This is a genomic window from Paraflavitalea pollutisoli, from assembly GCF_029360705.1.
Classification (GTDB): Bacteria; Bacteroidota; Bacteroidia; order Chitinophagales; family Chitinophagaceae; genus Paraflavitalea; species Paraflavitalea pollutisoli.
Genome location: NZ_JARKMX010000008.1, coordinates 3,436,781 through 3,459,865 on the forward strand (window position 1 = coordinate 3,436,781; position 23,085 = coordinate 3,459,865).

At 46.2% G+C, this 23,085-nt stretch carries 19 protein-coding genes; 15 read left to right on the plus strand and 4 right to left on the minus strand.

The genetic code is table 11. The features are described from left to right. The first annotated feature begins 129 nt into the window (after positions 1-129). The 6 genes from P2W70_RS27520 (at position 130) to P2W70_RS27545 (ending at position 7,462) form a co-directional block, all read left to right on the plus strand. Positions 130-1,008 (plus strand): toprim domain-containing protein, encoded by an 879-nt coding sequence (locus P2W70_RS27520; RefSeq protein WP_276484777.1) that lies wholly within the window; start codon positions 130-132, stop codon positions 1,006-1,008. Positions 1,009-1,250: 242 nt separating this feature from the next. Then, a complete protein-coding gene (locus tag P2W70_RS27525) occupies positions 1,251-1,643 on the plus strand; it encodes a plasmid mobilization protein (protein WP_276484779.1) in 393 nt (130 codons plus the stop codon). Continuing rightward, a complete protein-coding gene (locus P2W70_RS27530) occupies positions 1,628-2,950 on the plus strand; it encodes a relaxase/mobilization nuclease domain-containing protein (RefSeq protein ID WP_276484780.1) in 1,323 nt (440 codons plus the stop codon). The genes P2W70_RS27525 and P2W70_RS27530 overlap by 16 nt, the downstream gene beginning before the upstream one ends. 11 nt (positions 2,951-2,961) lie before the next feature. Next, positions 2,962-4,941: a YWFCY domain-containing protein gene (locus P2W70_RS27535; RefSeq protein ID WP_276484781.1), complete on the plus strand. Its 1,980-nt coding sequence runs from the start codon at positions 2,962-2,964 to the stop codon at positions 4,939-4,941. Positions 4,942-4,994: 53 nt separating this feature from the next. Beyond that, on the plus strand, positions 4,995-6,542 hold the full coding sequence (locus P2W70_RS27540; RefSeq protein WP_276484782.1) for an AbiV family abortive infection protein: 1,548 nt from the start codon (positions 4,995-4,997) through the stop codon (positions 6,540-6,542). Positions 6,543-6,562: 20 nt separating this feature from the next. Further along, positions 6,563-7,462, plus strand: coding sequence for a hypothetical protein (locus P2W70_RS27545; protein ID WP_276484783.1), 900 nt, complete (start codon positions 6,563-6,565; stop codon positions 7,460-7,462). Positions 7,463-7,506: 44 nt separating this feature from the next. Here P2W70_RS27545 and P2W70_RS27550 read toward each other — a convergent pair whose 3' ends face one another. The 4 genes from P2W70_RS27550 to P2W70_RS27565 all read right to left on the minus strand — a co-directional run bounded on the left by P2W70_RS27550 (position 7,507) and on the right by P2W70_RS27565 (position 10,820). Further along, entirely contained in the window at positions 7,507-7,770 is a 264-nt protein-coding gene (locus tag P2W70_RS27550; RefSeq protein ID WP_276484784.1) for a hypothetical protein, read from the minus strand. 186 nt (positions 7,771-7,956) lie between these two features. Then, entirely contained in the window at positions 7,957-9,183 is a 1,227-nt protein-coding gene (locus tag P2W70_RS27555; protein WP_276484785.1) for a hypothetical protein, read from the minus strand. Further along, the gene (locus P2W70_RS27560) at positions 9,180-9,626 is read right to left on the minus strand and encodes a Rieske (2Fe-2S) protein (RefSeq protein ID WP_276484786.1); all 447 of its coding nucleotides are present in this window, start codon (positions 9,624-9,626) and stop codon (positions 9,180-9,182) included. Before P2W70_RS27560 ends, P2W70_RS27555 begins: the two co-directional genes overlap by 4 nt. A 3-nt stretch (positions 9,627-9,629) precedes the next feature. Then, on the minus strand, positions 9,630-10,820 hold the full coding sequence (locus P2W70_RS27565; protein WP_276484787.1) for a di-heme oxidoredictase family protein: 1,191 nt from the start codon (positions 10,818-10,820) through the stop codon (positions 9,630-9,632). Positions 10,821-11,059: 239 nt separating this feature from the next. On the opposite strand from P2W70_RS27565, the gene P2W70_RS27570 reads away from it, so the two are divergent. The 9 genes from P2W70_RS27570 to P2W70_RS27610 all read left to right on the plus strand — a co-directional run bounded on the left by P2W70_RS27570 (position 11,060) and on the right by P2W70_RS27610 (position 23,041). Next, positions 11,060-11,380 (plus strand): DUF6660 family protein, encoded by a 321-nt coding sequence (locus tag P2W70_RS27570; protein ID WP_276484788.1) that lies wholly within the window; start codon positions 11,060-11,062, stop codon positions 11,378-11,380. Positions 11,381-11,663: 283 nt separating this feature from the next. Beyond that, positions 11,664-15,983, plus strand: coding sequence for a CusA/CzcA family heavy metal efflux RND transporter (locus P2W70_RS27575; protein ID WP_276484789.1), 4,320 nt, complete (start codon positions 11,664-11,666; stop codon positions 15,981-15,983). 18 nt (positions 15,984-16,001) lie between these two features. Then, complete coding sequence (locus tag P2W70_RS27580; RefSeq protein ID WP_276484790.1) at positions 16,002-17,294, plus strand: efflux RND transporter periplasmic adaptor subunit; 1,293 nt, start codon at positions 16,002-16,004, stop codon at positions 17,292-17,294. A 68-nt stretch (positions 17,295-17,362) separates the two neighbouring features. Further along, the gene (locus P2W70_RS27585; RefSeq protein WP_276484791.1) at positions 17,363-19,879 is read left to right on the plus strand and encodes a heavy metal translocating P-type ATPase; all 2,517 of its coding nucleotides are present in this window, start codon (positions 17,363-17,365) and stop codon (positions 19,877-19,879) included. Positions 19,880-19,907: 28 nt separating this feature from the next. Next, positions 19,908-20,639, plus strand: coding sequence for a carboxy-S-adenosyl-L-methionine synthase CmoA (gene cmoA, locus P2W70_RS27590; RefSeq protein ID WP_276484792.1), 732 nt, complete (start codon positions 19,908-19,910; stop codon positions 20,637-20,639). Between the two features lie 38 nt (positions 20,640-20,677). After that, complete coding sequence (locus P2W70_RS27595) at positions 20,678-21,361, plus strand: methyltransferase family protein (protein ID WP_276484793.1); 684 nt, start codon at positions 20,678-20,680, stop codon at positions 21,359-21,361. Positions 21,362-21,432: 71 nt separating this feature from the next. After that, positions 21,433-21,627 (plus strand): hypothetical protein, encoded by a 195-nt coding sequence (locus P2W70_RS27600; RefSeq protein ID WP_276484794.1) that lies wholly within the window; start codon positions 21,433-21,435, stop codon positions 21,625-21,627. Positions 21,628-21,655: 28 nt separating this feature from the next. Then, on the plus strand, positions 21,656-22,540 hold the full coding sequence (locus tag P2W70_RS27605) for a bestrophin family protein (protein ID WP_276484795.1): 885 nt from the start codon (positions 21,656-21,658) through the stop codon (positions 22,538-22,540). 39 nt (positions 22,541-22,579) lie between these two features. Continuing rightward, positions 22,580-23,041: an MgtC/SapB family protein gene (locus P2W70_RS27610; protein WP_276484796.1), complete on the plus strand. Its 462-nt coding sequence runs from the start codon at positions 22,580-22,582 to the stop codon at positions 23,039-23,041. Positions 23,042-23,085: the final 44 nt, after the last annotated feature.

Below are 23,085 nucleotides of genomic sequence, written 5' to 3' on the forward strand. Positions count from 1 at the left end.
GTAAAAATACAGGTCGCCCGCACTCGCCGGTTATTTCACCTGTATCCTTATTGGGACAGGCAGCCCCCGACCCTGGCCGCTTTCATAGCTTCGTACCAGCACCCAATTGTTGATTTGAAACTGTGTAGTATGAATATCCGGGAAGCAAAACAATTAGACCTCGTTGATTACCTCACCAGGCTGGGCTACAAACCCCAAAGGATCTCCGGCCACCAGGTGTGGTATCATTCTCCGTTGCATGATGAAAAAACAGCCTCTTTTAAAGTGAACCGCTCGATGAACCGGTGGTATGATTTTGCAGAAGGAAAAGGGGGCAATCTGATCGATTTCGGCGTAGCTTATCATAAATGCTCCGTCAGTGAATTCCTCCACTCGCTGGACGGCCCCGGCCACAAAACCATCCACCAACACCAGGCGCCACTCAACAATACGCAGACAGGTGCAGATAGCATCAAGGTCAATACGGTAAAGCCTATCCAAGCGCTGCCCCTGATCAAATACCTGCGCGAACGCAGGATACCCCAGTCCCTGGCTCATCAACACTTGCAGGAGGTCCATTACTCCCTGCACAACAAAAACTATTATGCCCTCGGCTTCCGCAATGACCAGGGTGGTTATGAGCTGCGTAACCAATATGTAAAAGCAGCCAGTTCCCCCAAAGCCAGCACCTTCATTGATCAGGGCGCTTCCCGGCTGTCGGTTTTCGAGGGCTTTTTTGACTTCCTTTCCTACAAAGCCATTACAGATCCCGGGCAAAACGCAACTACCAATTTTCTCATCCTGAATTCTGCTTCCTTTTTCGAGCAGCAATTCCCCCGCATGCAGCAATACGAGCAGGTTCATCTTTTCCTGGACAACGACAACACCGGTAACAAGATCACCGCACGCGCCCTGCAGATGGATCCACACAAATTCAAAGATGAGCGCCAACTATACGCCCAGTACAATGACCTCAATGCCTGGTGCCAGCATCAGGGAAAGACTTTCAAGATGCAGCATAAGCCATGATCTCCCTTCGCCAGCCCCGCTATGATCATCGGGGCTTCTGCTGCCAGTCTTGCTGATCAGGGCCCAATGGGGCAGGGCCAGGATGATCACCAAAACATAGAGGCCGACTGCTGCGCCTCGCCCGGCCAGATGTACCGTTGTCTGACGCCAACGGAATCTGGCCGCCACCCCTCCGAAGTCGGGGGCGGTTTTAAAAAGCAGCTAATGAATTGATTTTGAATCGTGTAAATGAAATAGTGCGTATGAAACCAGACAAAGTATTGATGAACAGGCGGATCAATGTCCGCTTCACCGGTGAAGAGCACCAAAAGTTACTGGAAAGAACAGCGAATACCACTTGCAGAAACCTCAGCGAATATGCCCGTAAAATGCTGCTGCAAAAGCCAATCAAAATACTCCATCGCAACCAGTCTCTCGATGAGTTGATGTCCCAGCTCATTGAACTGAAAAATGACCTCAACGCCATCGCCAATAATTATAACCAGGTAGTGCGAAAACTACATGTTCTGCAAAATGTACCAGATCTCAAAAACTGGATACCGCAGCATGAAAATGCCATCCGAATCATGGCTTTGAAAGCCGATGCCATCAAGACACTCATTGCTCAAATATCTACGACATGGTTGCAATCGTAAAACCAGGCAGGTCCCTGAGCAAAATTCTCAATTACAACGAGCATAAAACCAAGATCGTTGTGGATCCTGATAAGCAAACCCGCGCTGCGGTACTTATCCATTCTTCCGGTTATGCCCAGGACACCGACCGGCTCAGTTTTACTGACAAACTTGGTACCCTGCAAAAGCTCACCGAGCTCAACGAACGGACCAAAGTAAACAGCATACATATAAGCCTCAACTTCCATCCCTCGGAAAAGGATCTACCGCAAGACCAGCTACGCGCCATCACTGAAACCTACATGCAAAAACTTGGCTTTGGTGATCAGCCCTACCTGGTTTACCAGCACCATGACAGTTCCCATCCTCACCTGCATATCGTCACCACCAATATACGTTACAATGGAAAGCGCATCAAGCTGCACAATATCGGGCGCGATAAATCAGAAAAAGCGCGTCGTGCCGTAGAGCATCAGTTTGGCCTGGTCAAAGCCGATGATCACCAGCGCAAACAGGCTTTCGACATCAAGCCGGTCAACGTCACCAGATTGCTGTATGGTAAGTCCCCTGAAACAGGTACCAAACGGGCCATTACCAATGTACTCGACCAGGTATTACCGCAATACCGGTTCACTTCGCTTCCCGAACTGAATGCTGTTCTTAAAAACTACAATGTAGTTGCTCATCAGGGAGGTAAAGGCTCACGAACCTTTCAGCGCAATGGCCTCTACTACCAGGTATTGGGGCAAGACGGCAAACCGGCTGGGGTACCCATACCTGCCAGCGATTTTTATAACAAGCCTACCATGGCGCATCTGCAACAGCTATTTTCGGTCAACGAGCTGGAACGCCAGCCCTTCAAACGCCGCGTGAAAAACGCCATCGATCTGGCATTGCTCAAACAACCCACTCCCTCCATACAACAGCTGCAGGAACGTTTGCAAAAAGAGGGCATCCAACTCATGATGCGCCAGAACGATCAGGGCGTCATCTATGGCGCCACCTACATCGATCACCAGAAAAAGTGTGTATTCAACGGCAGCGATCTTGGCAAAGAATATAGCGCCAACCGGATCCAGCAGCGCTGCCAGGTAAGGGAGCGCCAATCAGAACAGTACACCCTCCAACAGCCCCCTGCTCAAACTCCCAAGCTACCAACGCAACAACGAACTGCTTACCAGCTACCCACCCAGCACATCACTCAGCCACCCACCTCCACCGATTACACCCATTCCACCGACAAGCAACCTGCCACCGACCAGGGCAGCCTGCCAGCAGAACTGCGCACTGATCCACGCAAACGAAAAAGAAAAAAATTGAAACACTAAATCCATGATATATGTTACGCACCGGAGAGAACGAACATGGGCTGAAAAAAGTAACAGACCTTACCCGTTGGATTGCGCTGGCTATCCTGTTTATTCATTACTATTATTATTGCTACACGGCCTTCCGGCAATGGGGTTTCACTGCTCCGCTGGGAGATCAATTGCTGGCTAAGGTGGCTACCACGGGGCTACTCAACGGATTCAATTATTCCAAGACCCTGGCACTGCTGTGTCTGCTGCTGTCATTACTGGGCGTACGCGGTCGCAAAAATGAAAAAGCCAATCACCGCACGGGTATCGCGTACCTGATCTCTGGGCTGGTCGTGTATTACGCTTCCGGCTTCCTGTTCTGGTGGCCCCCCATGGCGCCCGACTGGCTTGCCATCACCTATATCGCCATCAGCATAACAGGACTGCTTTTGGTGATCACCGGAGGCACTACGATTTCCCGCAGCATCAAACAGCGGCTGCGTAACCAGGTCTTTGCCGATGAAGGGTTTCCACAGGAAGAAAGGCTGCTAACGGATCGCTACTCGCTCAACCTGCCTGCTATCTATACCTATAAAGGCCGGGAAAGAAATTCATACATTTCTTTTCTCAATGCCAGGAGAAGCATACTTTGTATGGGCTCGGCCGGAAGTGGCAAGAGCTATTTTGTCGTAGAAAATCTCATACGCCAGCTGATAGCTAAAAAGCAGGCTATGCTGGTATTCGATCAGAAATTTCCGGAGCTTTCACTGCTTACCTATAACCACTTTCTCCGCCATCAAAAAGATTACCCTCCCGGCACTACTTTCCGCTGCATCAACTTTTCCCAACTTGAACTTTCCTACCGCTGCAACCCGATCAACCCGGCAACGCTTCCAGACCTGTCCAGTGCCATAGATGCCAGTAAATCGTTGCTTTTCTCTATGAACAAGACCTGGCCAGGCCGTCAGGGTGAATTTTTTGTCGAGTCACCAGTTAATCTATTGGCTGCTGTGATCGGCTTTTTGCGCCGGTTTGAAGATGGCCTCTACTGCACCTTACCCCACGCCATAGAATTGATCCATCAGCCATACGATAAGCTCTTTACGATACTGCAGACAGAAACGGAGATCAGGACCCTGATCAATCCCTTCGTCCAGGCATACGAAGACGGTGAACTGGAAACCCTCAACTCTCAGATGGCTTCCGTCAAAATACCACTTGGCCGTATATCGTCGCCTGAGCTGTATTATATCCTATCGGGAGATGATTTCTCCCTTCACCTCAACCACCCGGATCACCCCACCGTGCTATGCCTGGGCAACAACCCGCAGATCCATGAAGCGCTGGCCCCGATCATGTCCCTGTACATTGACCGGATCAACAAGATCGTCAACCGACCTAACCAGTATGACCTGGGACAAGTAATAGATGAGTTCGGCAGCATCAGGGCAACCAGTGTAATGAGCACAATCCAGACCGGCAGGAGCAATAACATTACTACCATTATTGCCGTGCAAGATTATAGCATGCTGAAGACCATCTATTCCCGGGAGGAAGCGGAAACGATCTTCAATATTGCCGGTAATATAATCAGCGGACAGGTTAGCGGCGAAACAGCCAGGTTGCTCAGTGAACGATTTGCCAAAACATTCCAGGACCGCGAAAGCATTTCCATCAACAGCGGCGACACTTCCATATCCCGGTCCAAACAGCTAGAGCAATCAGTACCCCCCAGCACGATATCCAACCTGTCGAGCGGGGAATTTGTGGGGGTCATGGCCGACAATCCAGACCAGCCCATCCGATACAAATCCTTCCATTCACGGATCATCAATAATCATGCAGCCATTAAAAAAGAAAAAGAAGGCTATGAGCCGCTGCCAGTGGTTGGAAAAGGGACCAGGGAAATCGTCTACAAAAATTTCCTTGCCATCAAACAAAGTGCGCAGGATATCATCGATGCGGTATTGGAAGATATTTTAAATGATCCGGCTAAGGAGAGTTTGATCGTAAAAAAATAGCATGCAACTGCATCCCTTTTTTCGTACCTTAATCTATACACTCAATTTCTTTGATGAAAAAAATGACGGAAAAGGAAAAGATCGAACAATACATGCGCTTTCGTACGAATTGTCTTAAAAACGCGGAGGAAGCATTTCAGTCAGCCATACATTTAGCAGGGAAGGGTGTAAATCATATTGCTTACCACCTGTTGGTACTCGCATTGGAAGAGATAGGAAAAGTCTTCGTCGGATACACCATCATAACACGGACAGAAAAATGGGGGAAACCAAGTGTCAACTTTGGTTTTGATGACCACGTAAAAAAATTATTTTGGGCTATTTGGGGGCCATCTTTTGGTAGTAAGACAATAACACGCCAGGATTGGGAAAGCAATAAGCAAATGGCAAGGCAGCTGCATGAAAATAGGCTGGCAACTTTATATACAGCCATCGACGACAGCTTACCAGGGAAAGAAAAGATTGCTGCTGATGAAATCAAAGCATTAATATCATATACAGAAGACCGCTTGGAATTGGCAAAACTGGAAGGAGAAAAAAAAGAGGAAGATGTTGTTAATCCCGAAGTAGACTGGCTTTCCATTCAGCTTGACGATCCAGACCGGCGCCACTTTATACTTGGAGAAACGTCTCAACATCAGTTGGAGGAATTCGATGGCGATTTCTCTAAATGGATACATTGGTTGCAGGAATATTATCAGAACGAAAAAGATCACCTGACCTTATTAGCAGAAGCGGAGTTAAAACGAATCGCTCAAACAGACTTAAATCAGATTACTGCAAAATGGAAGATGCGTATAAAAATTATTACGCCTTCTCATGACATAAGACAAAGTACACTGGAACAATTCAATAAGCGGAACCCTCATCTTAAACTATATGCTGGTGCAGACACTCATTTTTTGTTGATTGAATTCACCTTCGGTGATAACGTTCCCGCAAAAGATCTTTGGCATTATGGGTGGCATATATCAAAACTATTTGTAGCAGCGATAAATATTTCAGCAGGAGGATTCTTTTATTGGAATGCAATTACAGATAAAACAACCTACTACGAAGGTCTCCATGATCTGCAAACAAACAGCCGTATTAAAGTGTCCCCTCCACCAACCCTGAATATAAATTGGGAAAAGGCTTCAATACGCCTTACTGAAAGCCACCTTGATACAACCGAATTCATGTTCACCTATTTACTGCAAAACCAAGATCAGGTCATTTCACAAGCTATTTCCCTTTATGGTTCAGCCCTTGCGTTGATCGCAAAATCTGACGTACACTCGCACTTTGAAGCACTAATCCTACGTGACCTTTCTACAGCATTCAGAACCTGCGCAATACACTCCCTACCCATGAACTCATCTGACAACTTCGTGGATGTAGCTTACAACCACTTGGACGGAATGATAAAGGACAAGCAGGAATTTGCCAGGGTTATCACCATGGCTGCCAAACTCGAAGATGATGCATCTTATCAAGCGTACCCGATCAAGCTGACAGATATATTACTATTGAAGCAGTATTGTGGCTTTTTATTGTTGACTATTGCCGCCAGGAAGTTGAACCAAGACAATAACATAAAATTATCCATTGATCCAATTTAATAAAGCTGAAAAGCAATAGCATGGAACTAATATCGGATTGGAATCGTATAGATATTGAATTACCTCTACCAAACTACCCGGTACTTGTTGCCAAACTGGGGGAAGACAATTCTATGCTAACTGGAGTAGGGCGCCTGGTAATAGTTGAGGAAAATGGAATGGCTGGATGGCTTTGCACGGATGATTGCAACATTTTGCATATTCATGCGCGCCCTTATTGGATACCACTGCTCGAAAAAAACATAATTGTGCCCAGTAACTTCATAGAAGAAGAACTGGAAGTTATATTATTCAGCTTACTTAAAAAGCTGTTTTACTACGAAACAAAATTCCAGGTGTTAGCCACAGCTATGATTAAATCCGGTAATGGCTTATATCCCATTGACTACTACATATCAGGAACCATAAGCAGAAGCCTTTCTTTAATATACGGATTTGAAACTTTGATAAGATCAAAGAATTTCATGTCCGCTGCACACCTCGTTCGGCCCCATCTTGACAACTATTTAAGGCTATCTGCTTTGTGGCTTGTTGATAATCCCAATGAAATAGCATCACAAGTATGGTCCGGAACGGCACTGAACACTTTGAAAGACCGCCATCAGAAAAAGATGAGCGATAGCTATCTGCGTGACCAAGCAGCAGAAACTTACCCATGGATCAAAGATGTCTACAATGAAACATCCGGGTTTATCCATTTCAGCCAAAAACACATTGCGAGCACCACAACTACTGGCAAAGATGAAATGACCCTTTACACATATGTAGGGAAAATGGACTTTGATGTTACCAATTTATCCAGAATCGAGGCTACAGCAGGCATGATTGAAATTTGCAACTGCATATGCAATGCCGTCTTTGGCTGGATGGATGGCAAAAGAGTGGAAAAAATGTCCGCAGCAGATCAACAGCCAGGATGAAAAAGGCGCAACCAGTATAGCTTGCGCCCTTCCAGCCCTTGCCACTAAATCTTTTCGGCGTACACAACGACGGCCACATAAGGGTTATTTCTGTCATTACATATGTTATACGCACGATCAGTGGTCAATTGGTGCCTTGTTACGGCTAATTCCAATGCTTCTTTTGCTTTTTCCTCTGTTGAAAATTGTGCAGGATCGACCATGATGTACAAAACCTGTGTCTCCCGTTCTTCTGTAAATACCATTCTTTTTGATTTTTTTGACATTACCGTTGATTTATTTAAAAAATAGCGAGCAATGTTTGCCATGCCGCTTTATAATTAAATATTGCACGTTTGTCAAAAAATTACATTTGGAGCATCTTTTTGAAAAATATTTTTTTACGAGCCGGATTTTTGTTCGTTTGCCTATCTATAACGAAGTGGTAACAATCTGTAAATGCAGCAATTCGGGGTCCAATTGGATGGAGTTTCCCATAGGTTACCCGTACGAAATCAAAAATACGTCGATAGCCCAATCTGAATCGCTGCCAGTTTAGCCGGGGGATTACCCAACAGATCCCTTTGCCATTCCCTGCGATAATTAATCCGAAAAACAGTCTGCCCTGAAGGTCTGAAGCTAATGCCGGGTACAACAGCCACCACCTCATCGTATATCCTGCCCCCTGCCTGGCGGAAGTAACCCACGTTGTAATCAGCGTATTCAGCTCTTACTGCCAGGTTGATACTGGCACCATTCCAACCCAATAGGCGCTTTTTGACAAGCGGTTGTACAATGTCGATAAATCCACCCTGTTGCCGGTTACCGAACTGCTCGGTATAGGTATCGGGAATGTCAACAAAAGCCCAAACCCATTCTGCGTTGATATAGGTTTTTATAAATGGAATTTTTGTATTGTAGTCCAGTGCAACAAAATCCACGCTTCTTTTTTTGTCCAGCTTTATGCCTTCTGACCGGAACATGTTGTAAACGCCCCCCATCCAGGAGATACCAAGTTCACCAAGTCCTACATTCCGAATAGCCGTCTTCCCGGTGATCAGCGGAACGCCGTTAAAACTTTCTGTAAACCGCTCTCTGTTATCTTTGGAAGCTGGCATCCAGGTTCTGTTCTGGCTATTATTAATTATCTTATCATCAAACCCATTGGTGGCATACAGCTCATAAGCCCAAACCCAGTCACCCTTTGCCAGTTTACCGTAGATCCCCGCACCAACGTTGCTCCACGTAGCCGGTATTATCGTCGTAGCCGAAAGCGGCCTATCGATAAACTCCCATTTAGGCCCATCATGATTCTGGTTGAAGGATCCAATAGGATTCATCACAATACCACCTCGGATATTGAGCAGTGGATGCAGTTCAATATCCACCGATGCAAATTCAATACTAATCTCCTTGCCCCCTTCTTCAAATTCTATTTCTGTCAAAAATTTTATCCGATCGCGAATCGAAGATGAAATGAACAGGGTCAATCGAGGGATCTGAAATGATAATCCTTCCGCAATACCGTCTCTACTAACATAGGCGGAATTTAGCTCAACATATCCGCCTACATTTACCGGTATCTTACCTATCTGAACAGCGGGCCTACTGTACACCGCATCCATATTCATCAGTAGCCCTGCAGTATCAACAGCTATCCGCTTAAACAAAGAGGAATCACGTTGCGCTAATGTAACACTGCACACCATTAAAGTAAATATTATCAGCAATATCTTTTTCATGATAAATGTATAAGGAGGTGCTTTGATTCAATGGTAACCAGCAAAGTGCGAAGTTTATCTTCTGCAGGGCCATTGACTACTTCGCCTGAACTATTGAACTCGCTGCCATGTGCGGGACAGGTCAGCAGTTCTCCACTTACTGACAATTCATTGTACTGGTGGCTGCAACGCAGCAGGAGTGCATTAAATTCACCTACACTATTACGGTATATTACTATGGGATAGTTAAGCCGTTCATTCCTTACAACTATAAATCGTTTGTATGCCTCTTTTTTCTTATCATCCAAATACAGGAATGCGCTCACCGGAACGTGCATCACATTGTTCCCGTTGATGGGCATGGTAAGCTGCTGCGACCAACTGCATCCCTGCAAAGTGGTGGATATAGTGATCATGCCTAAACAGGTCTTCCCGCAATTGCGTATAAATGTTTTTCGATCCATATATTATAGACTTTCTAAGAATTTTAAAAGCCTGTTTTTGTCTTCGACATTCAATTGATCATATCGCTCTTTACTTTTCTTGGCTTCCCCATCATGCCAGGTAATCGCGTCTTCGATACTTTTTGCTCTACCATCATGCAACAGGAAATATCGCCCTCCTTGTGATTTTTTTGCAAGGCCCAGTCCCCAAAGCGGCGGTGTCCTCCACTCAGCGGTAAGGGCCGTTCCTTCGGTATAGCCATCATCCAAACCGCTGCCCATATCATGCAACAGCAAATCAGTATAAGGGTGAAACCTTTTATTTGACAGTGATTCAATGGACGATATGCCTGTTTGCATATCCGGCAAGTGGCATTTCGCACACCCTATGCTGTTGAACAGCACTTTCCCAGCCTTCGCAACTGGATCACCGGTATTGCGTTCAATAGGCGCCTTTAATGTTTTGAGATAAAATACAACATCATGTATGGTGGCGGTGCTCACTTCCTGATCAACCAGCAATCCAGAATAAGTATCGACCCCTTCAAATACAGACGATATACCCATATCCTGGTTATAAGCACCGGCAGTTTGCTGCAGCAGATCATACACAGCCGCTTTTTTTCCAAACCTCCCAATGTATTTTCCGTTGGCAACTATACTGCCTGCACGCAGTTGACTGTAGGATGCCGGCACGATGTAGTTGGGCCGGCCGGATATGCCATCACCGTCTTTGTCTTCCGGATCAGCCAGGGAAAGGATGAACGCATCACTTACTGCATCAAGATATCCAAGCCCCGTATTGGCAGGAGGCATAAAAGTGGAAAAACTGGCCCCTGAAGGAATTAACTCGGGGACATATCCTGGTAATGCCCGATGTTGTAACTGCGGGCCACCGGCACCCAAAAAAGTATTGCCTGTTGTGTCTCTCTGGCCAAACCTTACCAGTGTACTGAAGGGATGCCCCTTGCCGTCACCAGCATGGCAGCTACCGCAGGAAGTAGCGACAAACAATGGCCCGAGGCCCGTCTGCTGAGTGAATACATCATTGTTAAAGGCTGCATCGCCTCGCAGAAAAATAATCGACTGCTCGGCTGACAGTCCTTCAACTGGCCCGTCTAAGATTTGATCCTCGGCGGGAGCAGCAGGCAATAACTTGCTGCACGCTATGATCATGGAACATAGCGTAAAAAGCATCCAATATTGTGAACGCATAATTTAGTCTTGTCTAAAATATTATTTATACAAGGCTAACGAATATTTATGGATATCTGAAAAATATTTATTCTAATTCAATTCTTAAAAAGAATTAACATTCACCACCTTGCCCCCACGACAAAATCCTATTACTTTGATTTACAAAGAATCCCCTTATCTTTAATGAGGCTGAAAGGCCAAGTGCAACAGGGTGGATTATTTTTGAATAATAAGGAAATCATATACCTTTGTCTTCGATGAAAATTTTTGCTTTCGTAATGGCGATCATCATCATGATCATGAGCTGCACACCGTGCAAGGATTCGCCATTGACCATGAAAGTGAAAAAAGGTCAAACGTCGCTTACCGTTGCAGCCGGGCATGACCACGAAGAAAAGGGCGACGATTGTTCCCCTCTCTGCACCTGCGCCTGCTGTTCGGCTCACTCCAACCCTCAGTCTTTCATCATCGCTTCAGGTCACCTCCCAAACATAGCATTGCGCCACATCGCTTCTTATAGCGGCGCGTTGATTTCTATTTCTTTGCCAATCTGGCAACCCCCTCAGTTACTGGCTTAATCATATCCAATGGCTACGTGTGCATTTTCAGATGCACAACCGTATGCGATTGATCATTTCCGCAATTCTTATTGGATCATTCCTCAATCTGTAGGTTATGGCTAAAAAAAAGGCTATGACCCGCAAGAGCAATGTAAGTAGCAAAATCAAGGCCCCTAACCGCCCCAAATGGATGCGCGTGCTTAGGCTGGTAACCATGATTGTGCTATCTATTCTACTCGTACTTGCGATTGTGGGACATGTCTATAAATACTACCATCTTATTTCAAATCATAGATAGGCTATGCTTAATAAAATCATAGATTTCTCGATCAAGAATAAACTCATCATCGGGATATTTACGCTGGCACTGATCGTGTGGGGTGTATGGAGCGCCAGCAAACTTCCGGTAGATGCAGTACCCGACATCACTAATAATCAGGTTCAGATTATCACCCTGACACCAACCCTGGCAGCGCAGGAAACAGAACAACTGGTTACCTATCCCATAGAACAAAGCATTGCGAACCTGCCCGACCTCGTTGAGCTGCGTTCTATATCCCGGTTTGGACTTTCTGTAATCACCGTTGTCTTTGACGATGACGTTGATATCTATTTTGCAAGACAGTTAATTACCGAAAAACTCAAACAAGCGGAGGAAAACATCCCCAAAGGGATCGGAACGCCTGAACTCGCCCCGGTCAGTACTGGTCTTGGTGAGATCTACCAATATGTTATTCACCCTAAGAAGGGATCCGAAGACAAGTATACTGCCATGGATCTTCGCACCATGCAGGACTGGATAGTTGCCCGTCAATTGTATGGCACACCCGGTATAGCAGAAGTAAACAGCTTTGGCGGTCTGCTAAAACAGTATGAAGTATCAGTGATCCCTGACCGGCTAAAAGGCATGAACGTAACAATGCCGGAGATCTTCACAGCCCTGGAAAAGAACAATGCAAATACTGGTGGTGCTTACATAGATAAGAAGCCGAACGCCTACTTTATCCGGGGCATCGGTTTGGTTGGCACCCAGGAGGATATCAGAAATATCGTTATCAAAACGGTGAGTGGTATTCCCGTGCTCATCAAAGATGTAGCAAAGGTTCAGTTGGGCAATGCCATCAGATACGGATCTGTCACCTATAATGGCGAAAAAGAGGTTGTTGGCGGCATCGTGATGATGCTCAAAGGGTCTAATAGTGCAGCAGTGGTCACCAGGGTAAAAGAGAAAATGAAAACCATTCAAAAGTCCCTGCCGGATGATATAGTGGTAGAACCTTTCCTAGATAGGACCACTCTTGTTGACAGGGCGGTCAATACCGTAAAAACAAACCTTATCGAAGGAGCCCTGATTGTGATCCTGGTATTGGTATTGTTTCTTGGTAATCTTCGTGCCGGTCTTATTGTAGCCTCCGCCATTCCGCTATCCATGCTGTTTGCCCTTGGCATGATGAATGCTTTTGGTGTCAGCGCCAACCTGATGAGCCTCGGTGCCATCGATTTTGGTTTGATCGTGGATGGAGCCGTTATTGTTGTGGAGGCCACCTTGCACCACCTTGCCAAAAGAAGAACAGGGGGCAAACTTACGCAGGCACAGATGGATGCAGAAGTCTTTGAATCAGCTTCTAAAATACGAAGCAGCGCCGCCTTTGGGGAGATCATTATCCTCATTGTCTACATTCCGATCCTTTCACTGGTCGGCATCGAAGGCAAAATGTTCCGCCCAATGGCCCAAACGGTGAGCTTTGCAATTCTGGGCGCGCTGATTCTTTCCCTGACTTACATCCCCATGATGTCTGCTTTGATCCTGCCTAAGAAGCTGCTCAATAAAAAAACGATCTCCGACCGAATGATGGATTTCCTGCACAGGATCTATTCTCCATTGCTTAAAAAAGCGATCAAGGTCCGTACAGCAATCGTATTGATCACAGTAGCCATCTTTGGCATCGCCATCTTTTTCTTCGGCAGGCTGGGCGGCGAATTCATTCCCCAGTTACGGGAAGGTGATTACGCATTCCATTGTATACTTCCGCAGGGAACCTCCTTGTCTCAAAGCATCGAAACCTCGATGCAGGCCAGCCGTATCCTCAAATCTTTCCCCGAGGTAAAAATGGTGGTAGGCAAAACAGGATCGGCTGAGGTCCCTACCGATCCTATGCCTCCTGAAGCAACCGACCTGATGGTGGTATTGAAGCCAGAGAAAGAGTGGACTACTACCAAAGATTACAGTGAGCTCGCTCAAATGATGAAGGAAAAGTTATCGGTGATACCTGGTGTATTCTTTGAAGCGAACCAGCCGATACAAATGCGCTTCAATGAACTCATGACAGGCATTCGTCAGGATGTAGCTGTTAAGATCTTCGGTGAAAATATCGATACCCTGGCGTCACTTGCCAATAAAGTGTCAAAAGTCGTGCAATCAGTACAGGGCTCTACCGCTCCGCAGGTAGAACGTACAACCGGGCTGCCACAGATCACTATTCAGTATGACAGGGCAAGGATTGCCGCCTATGGCTTGAATATTGAAGACATCAACCAGACTGTCAGTACGGCCTTCGCAGGACAGGCAGCGGGTGTGGTATATGAAAATGAAAGGAAGTTTGACCTGGTAGTCCGCCTGGACAGTACCAACAGATCTTCCATCGATGACGTTAGCAACCTGTTCCTGGCGACACCTACCGGTCTGCAGATTCCTCTTTCGCAGGTCGCATCTGTGCAATTTAAAGAGGGGCCCGCACAGATCAGCCGGGAAGACGGTAAGCGACGTATCGTTGTCGGCTTCAACGTTACCGGCAGAGACGTTCAAAGTGTCGTTGAAGAGATTCAGCAAAAACTCGAACAAGCCAAACTACTTCCGGCTGGATACTATTATACCTATGGCGGCACCTTTGAAAACCTTCAGAAGGCTTCAGCCAGGCTGCAGATTGCAGTGCCCATCGCGCTGGCGTTGATCTTCCTGCTACTCTATTTCACGTTTGGATCCTTTAAAGAATCACTGCTGATCTACACTGCCATTCCAATGAGCGCCATCGGCGGGGTGTTTGCGTTGATGCTACGAGGTATGCCTTTCAGTATTTCTGCCGGGGTGGGCTTTATTGCCTTGTTTGGAGTTGCCGTGCTGAACGGCATCGTACTGATCAGCACGTTCAATCAGTTGGAAAAGGAAGGGGTCACCGACGTGCTTGAACGCGTATTCCAGGGTACATACACCAGGCTCAGGCCGGTATTAATGACCGCAACAGTGGCATCTCTAGGGTTTATACCGATGGCACTTTCGACCGGCGCCGGAGCCGAAGTTCAAAAGCCACTGGCTACCGTAGTGATTGGCGGACTGGCGAGCGCTACATTCTTAACATTATTTGTTCTTCCCATGCTTTACATCATTTTCTCGAAGAAAAATAAAGGAGGAACCATTAAAGCACCCGTAGTAGCAACAGTGGCGATATTGTTGCTTTCGGTCAGTTCCGTGAAAGCACAGGATCCCATTGGCAACCGTATCACTGTTAACAGGGCGATCGAGGCAGCAGCGGGCAACCTCCAATACAGGATCAATGAACAGCAAGTGATAAAAGGCAAAACGCAGATCAAGACTGCCACCATGCTGCCCAAAACAGGCGTCTTTGCTGAAAATGAAGATTTGAGACCAAGCGACGGCAAAGGAATACTCAAAATCGGCCTTTCTCAAAGTGTCTCGTGGCCGGGCCTGTACAGTGCGCAAAAGAAGCTATACGGAGAACAACTGAACTACTATCAGGTCAACAAAACTGTAATTGACGCCGAACTGAAACGCAATGTAAGAGGTGTTTATTACCAGTTGTGGTACTTACAGGACAAAATGAAATTGTATCGTCGCTTAGACAGCATTTACAGGAACCTGAGCGAGGCAACCACCCTGAAGGTGAAAACTGGCGACAGTCCAGGACTGGACAGCATCGCTGCGAACGTCCGACTGCGGGAATTGCAAGCCCAGGTGAAACAAGCCGCCAATGATGTTCAGGTTCAACAGCAAGCACTGATGCAACTATTGAATACGGATTCAGCGTATTTGCCAGAAGATATCGCACTGGCTAAATTACCGGTATCCATACCGGTGGCTACTGCCCCGCATCCGATACTGGCTTTACAACAGCAACAGATTAGTATCGCCAATGCAGGCATCGGCGTAGTACGCAATGAAAACCGACCAGAATTCTCAGGCCGCTTCTTTACCCAAAGGTTGTACGGGCTAAAGGATCCTTTTTCCGGCTTCTCCGTTACGGTTGCATTCCCGCTGTTGAGCGCAGGAGCTACCCGCAACAAAGTCAAAGTAGCACAGGCGGAAGCTGATCTGCAGCAAAAACAATTAGACTATGCCCAGCAGGTAATGACCACTGAGCGACTGCAGGCGGAAAAAGAAGTTCAGAAAAACAACACCATGCTGTCGTTCTATGAAACCACAGGCTTGAAACAGGCAGCCGAGATCATCAACGCCTCCACACTCGCTTACAGAGCAGGTGAAATCGGGTTCACGGAATTATCGCAGTACCTGACACAGGCTATCGATATCCAACGCAACTACCTGGAAAACCTGAACGCATACAACAAATCGGTGATACAATACTATTACTACAACAATCAATAGCACATAAAAATATTGGAGATGAAAAAAGTATTTTGGATTATACCCGCTGCAGCTTTGGCAATCACACAGGTATCCTGCAAAAGCAAAGATAAAAAAGCTGAAGGAACGACAGCCGTGGCAGCACCAGCCGAAGAACATTCCGATGAACATGAGAATGAGAATACAGCCACTTTCACCAACGATCAGATTAAAAGCATTGGCATCGAAATAGGATCTATTGAACAGAAGCAGCTCACTGCATCTATTCGTGCCAATGGCGCATTGCGGGTTCCTAACCAGAACAAAGCATTGATCAATTCATTGTATAGTGGTATTATCAAAACGTTGACAATACAGCCCGGCGATATCGTCAAAAAAGGACAGGTGATTGCAACCGTCGCTAATCCCGATTTTATTCGCATGCAGGAGGAATACCTGGCTATTGGTCCTAAGATCGTTTTAGCCGAACAGGAATTGACCAGGCAGAAGGAATTAAACACCGGTAATGCCGGTGCCCTGAAAAACCTGCAAGCTGCCGAATCGGACCTTCGTGCCAACAATACCCGCAAGGCAGCACTGGAACAACAGATACAACTGATGGGTATCAATCCACAACACCTGGCAAACGGTGAATTGATCTCCGTACTTTCTTTACGCACCCCCATCGGCGGAATCGTTAGCAGCGTATCCAGTAAGATCGGGAGCTACATTGACGTAAGTACACCCGTCGCTGAGGTAGTAGACAATAGCCAGCTGCACCTTGATCTATTCGTCTATGAAAAAGATCTTCCCAGGTTAAAAAACAACCAGAATATACATTTTACATTAACCAACAATCCAGGCAGGGAATACGACGCACAGATCTATTCCCTTGGATCCACCTTTGAGGATGAAAGTAAAGCAGTCAGTGTCCACGCGCAGGTAAAGGGCGACAAAACCGGGCTCATCGATGGTATGAACATTACCGCCCTGATCAGCCTGGATAAGGTAACCACCCCGGCAGTTCCCAATGATGCCATCGTGAATTACCAGGGGCAGGATTATATTTTCATGGTAACTGATCAACATGCCGAAACAGAACACCACCAGGAAGGTAAGGACAGCAAGCCTCATGACGAGAAAGAGCCTCATGATCACGCGGAAGCTGCAAAGCCTGCAGAGACGGGCGTAACATTTGAGCGGATCCCTGTTGCTAAAGGCACTTCGGAAGTGGGTTACACACAGATCACGCTGCTCAAGCCTGCCCCTGACAACGCAAAGATTGTCACTAAAGGAGCATTCTTTGTATTAGCAAAGATTACCAATTCAGGCGAAGGTGAACATGGTCACTGATCGCTACATCGTAATTTGCCGCAAAACAAATCGCATCACCATCCATTCACCCATATTTATAATTCTGTATGAACAAGATAAAAATCAATCTGGACATATTGCTACCCGATGTTCCTAATGAGAAAGACGCTTGTGTTAACCGAATAATGTCGGAATTGAAGGATGTACATGGGATCGAAGGCATGCACATCGTCCCTGAGCAATCTCATGCCAAAGCCCAGTTCTGTTTCCACTATGACCCCTCCATTATTTCTGTGGAGAAAGTAACTGAAATAGCGCAACAGGCTGGTGCCAAGATCACCAAACGATACAGGCATTGGGTAGCTGAAGTGAACGGTATCCGACATCAGCGACAGACCAAACTCATTGAAACGGTTTTGCAAAATGAAAAAGGCATACTGGCGATCTCAGCTTCTGCTGCCGGCACCATTGCGGTAGAATACGATACACACAATATATCACTTGACAAAATATACGTCCTGCTTGAAAAGCAAGACCTTCAGATTTTGAACAAACACAAGCCTGCTCTCCCAAAGGTGGTTCCGATAGCGGAACCACCCAAAAAAAGTACCCATGAAAAGCATGAGCATAAGGAGGGTGAAGACCATGAACATGATCACGCCCATGGTGGGATTTTTGGCAAGAACACAGAACTGGTATTTAGTCTTGCCTGCGGCGCCCTCATCGGCATAGGTTGGGGTCTCTCATTTATAGAGACCCTACCTCCGCTCATTCCCAAGATCCTGTACATCGTAGCCTATTTCTTTGGCGGTTACTTTACAGCCAAAGAGGCTGTGCAAACGGTAGCCAAGGGTGGCTTTGAAATCGACTTCCTGATGCTCGTGGCAGCGATTGGTGCAGCGATCCTCGGCAGTTGGCAGGAAGGAGCACTATTGTTGTTCCTGTTCAGTCTCGGCCATGCACTGGAACACTATGCCATGGAAAAGGCCCGCAAGTCCATAGCAGCGCTCACGGAACTGGCGCCTAAAACGGCATTGCTGAAAGTAGAGGGCCAAACAAAAGAGGTGAAAATCGAGCAACTAAAAATTGGAGACATTGTAGTGGTCAAGCCTAATACAAAAATATCATCTGATGGTATTGTTGTAAAGGGTTCCAGCAGTGTCAACCAGGCACCGATCACCGGCGAAAGTATACCTGTTGACAAAACAGCTATTGACAATCCCGATGTTGACCCGAAAGAAGCAACAAAACTCGATGCCAAACACCGCGTTTTTGCGGGCACGATCAATGGGAATGATCTCTTGGAGATAAAGGTGATCAAGGAAGCTACGGATTCCACCTTATCCAGACTGGTAAAAATGGTCAACGAAGCCCAAACCCAAAAATCACCTACGCAACAGTTCACCGATAAGATAGAACGGGTATTTGTACCAGCGGTACTTATCCTGGTAACACTGCTCTGTTTTTCATTCCTTGTAATCGATGAGCCATTTAGTAAGAGTTTCTACCGGGCCATGTCTGTCCTCGTCGCAGCCAGTCCCTGTGCGCTTGCCATCTCTACGCCCAGTGCAGTACTGAGCGGGGTTGCCCGTGCAGCCAGGGCTGGCGTGCTGATCAAAGGCGGACGACCATTGGAAGACCTGGGCACGCTTACCGCGCTGGCATTTGACAAAACAGGAACATTAACAGAAGGTAAACCCAAGTTGACAAAGATCCAGCCCTTTGGCACTCTTACCGAGATACAATTGCTGAAGATCGCCGTGGCAGTAGAGGGCCTGAGTGATCACCCGATAGCCAAAGCCATTGTGCGGGATGGAAAGGAAAAACTTGGTAATGAGGAAATTCCGCAAGCACATGATATGGAAGCAGTGCTCGGCAAAGGAATCAAAGCAGCGCTTGGTGACAATCAGATCTTTGCAGGCAACCTTACCCTTTTTGAATCGCTCGATGAGGCCAAACCTTCCGATGATATTACACAAGCAGTGAAAAAGGCGGAAGCAGAAGGCCACACTACCATGCTCTTCAGAAAGAACAAAGAGTATATCGGCATTCTTGCCGTAATGGATACTCCCCGCCAGGAAGCCAAAGAGACACTCGCCCAACTCAAACAGATTGGTATCCGAAAAATGGTCATGCTTACTGGCGACAATCAAAAAGTAGCTGAAGCTATTGCTGGTGAAATAGGCATCACGGACCCCATGGGCAGCTTGCTGCCGGAGCAGAAAGTCGAGGCCATTCAAAAACTGGCGCAGCAGGAAGGAAAGGTGGCAATGGTCGGCGATGGAGTCAACGACGCACCGGCCATGGCTAAAAGCACAGTTGGCATCGCCATGGGAGCCGCAGGCAGTGATGTTGCACTCGAAACAGCCGATATCGCACTGATGGGCGATAAGCTGCTCCTATTGCCATTTGCCATAGGATTGAGCAGGCAATCAAAAAGGATCATCACCCAGAATCTGGTGATTAGCTTAGGTGTGGTAGCAGTACTAATTCCGCTCACCATACTGGACATTGCCACGATCGGGCCGGCTGTAGCAGCCCATGAGGGCTCAACACTGGTCGTAGTGGCTAACGCGCTCCGCCTGTTGGCGTACAAGAACAAACAGGCACCTGCAGCAGGGTAACACATTTTTCAACAGTAAGAAACATGCAATGGAAAAGGATAATTTCTTTCAGCAAGAGCTGTCAGCCATAAATGATTTTACATTCAGCAATGAGGTAGCCAATGTCTTTGATGACATGGTTAGCAGGTCCGTTCCTTTCTACATCGAAATGCAACGCATGACCGCCGAATTAGCCGCCAACCATGCCCAGTCGGGAACTAACCTGTTTGACCTGGGATGCTCAACAGGCACCACCATGATATTAATGGATAAGCTGGTCGATGAGCACGTATCATTTATAGGGGTGGATGATTCAGAAGGTATGATCCATAAATGCCGGGAAAAACTCAATAGCTTCAACCTGCGTCGAAAGATTGACCTTGAAGTGGCAGATCTCGCACAAATAGTGCCTGTTGAAAATGCCTCGGTAGTTACGATGGTACTCGTTCTTCAATTCATCCGCCCAATGCACCGCCTGAAGCTGATCAAGGGCATATACGACGGGCTCACTGAAAATGGTGTTCTGATCATTGTTGAAAAGATACTCACAGAGGAAAAATCATTCAACCGGGAATACATAGACTATTACTATGATTTCAAGCGTCGTAACAATTACAGCGAACTTGAAATTTCTCAAAAAAGGGAAGCATTGGAGAATGTATTGATACCCTACAAAACCAGTGAAAACATCACCATGCTCAAAGAAGCAGGTTTTAGTGAAGTCGAAGTATTCTTCCGCTGGTATAATTTTTCCGGAATCATCGCAAAAAAAACACCATGATAAGTATTGGAAATTTTTTCTTTAAGTACAGGAATGTATTGTTTATCTTTTTGTATCTGCTATTGTTCATTCCCTCCCCTGACCTGTTTCCCGAACAGGTATTTGGCCCTCAGTATCATCTTTGGCCTATTATCACGGGGTTATTGATAACGGTAGCTGGTCAAATCATCCGTGGGGCCACGATCGGCCTGGCCTACATTATTCGGGGTGGAAAAAATGGGAAAGTATATGCTGAAGACCTTGTAACGACAGGTCTTTTCCGGCATTGCCGCAATCCACTCTATGTAGGAAATGTGCTGATGCTTTTTGGAGTGGGAGTACTTTCTAATTCTTTGATATATGTTCTGGTCGTAATGCCGGTTTTCTTTTTTATTTACCAGACCATTGTGTTGGCAGAGGAAAACTTCCTGTTAAAAAAATTCGGCTACTCTTTTGTAATGTATTGTAAAGCCGTCAACCGATGGCTACCCTCTTTAACAGGTATCAAAGCAACTTTCGCTTCCATGCGGTTTAAATGGAAACGATGGCTGATCAAAGAATACAATACCCAGTATATCTGGCTTTCCGGCATTGCCTGTCTTCTGCTGTTGGAATATCCGCAATTGACCGGCTTTGATGACGAAAAACGGAATCTATGGTTGGCAATCATACTTCCCTTGTTACTCATTTATTACTTATCTATCCGGTACCTGAAAAAGTCTGGTCGCTGGAAAAATGATTAGGTACAGACCAGTATGCTTCTACCATGAAGTCAAGAAAGAGAATTAAAAAGAAAAATGGTCCAACTCCTCCCATGCGTAAGAAGTTGCCACCGGAAGTACCTTATAGCATGGCCAGGGACATGGCAATGGTAACCGGCATATTTTTATCGTGCCTCATCATCCTGTCAGCCATAGCTGCAGCAATCGGGTTGTATAAAAGACACCTGAAAACGTCCAAAAAGATCGAATACCATAAAAACATTGAAAGCAAAGGATTTTTGCCATAAAAATGGTATATATGGAAAAAAATAAACTATGCTGCTGAACAAGAGAATATCGATCTTGGATTTTGTAAATACGATCAAGACTGATCTGATCATTATTACGATCTATGCGATAGTAATAGGTATGGCAGATGAGGCTTCGATCTTGACCAAAATTAATGTGCCTATACCTATTACCTCCGCGTTGGGAACTGCTGTGGTACTTCTGTTGGCCTTTCGGACAAATCAGTCCTACGAGCGGTGGTGGGAAGCCAGGTTAATTTGGGGTGCTATCGTCAATGATTCACGTACATTAATCAGGCAGGTTCAATCTTTCTCTTCTAAAGCAGCACCGGACAATTTAGTGAAAGACATGGCCGAACGACAGATTGTGTGGTGCTATGCATTGGGTGAAAGTTTGAGGCGACTTCCGTTCACAGATAAAGTATCGGCATACCTGCAGGCGAAACAAGTGGATAGCGACAATATCCCCAATGCACTGTTATCTGCCCACAGTCAGCAGATAGCCGAAGCCTACCAGAACGACCATATCAATAGCTTTCAGCAGATTCAGCTGGACACTACTGTATCGAGACTTACCGATGCTATGGGTAAATGCGAACGCATAAAAAATACCGTCTTCCCTAAGTCTTATAGCTTACTAATCCACTTCATCATCTACGTATTTGCAACCTTGCTACCATTTGGGCTCAGCGACGAAAACCTGGCCGTAGAGATTGGCTTAACAATTGTCATCCCGGTTGTTTTTGTCGCCATTGAAAGAACATCTATCCTCATGCAGGATCCTTTTGAGAATAAACCGCTGGATACGCCAATGACAGCTTTGTCTGAGACTATTGAAATGAACATCAGGAAAATGACAGGGGATAAACGACCGTTTGAAAAAACACCTTCGCAAACCTATTATCAATTATAAAAGGGAGAGTTTGTATTGTCTAACCACTAAAACATATACATGGACTGGAATACAGAACTGATCTTGATCTTCCGAACTTTGCTGTCCTGCTTACTGGGAGCGGCCATCGGTATCGAGCGCGAATTTCATGGAAAGGAAGCCGGTATCCGAACTTATGCTGCTGTAGCACTCGGATCTTGCACCTTCGGGCTCATTTCCCAGCATGTAGGACCTGTTGTAGATACCCGGATCGCCTCTACGGTAGTGACGGGTATCGGCTTCTTGGGAGCTGGTATCATTTTTAAGGAGAATAGCCGGGTATCGGGGCTCACTACAGCTGCTACTATATGGAGTACAGCAGCCATGGCATTGGCCATAGCATTTGGCATGTATATATTGGGAATACTGACCGCTGTTATTATATTTATTACACTTGTCGTACATGATCTGCCATTTTGGAAACGTTTTAAGGAAAAATTCTCCCGGCAACATGATACAAAAGATAGCGGAGGTAGTATTTAATGCTATCCTTCGGCTTTGTGTCCCAAAATACCTTTTCCAACCTT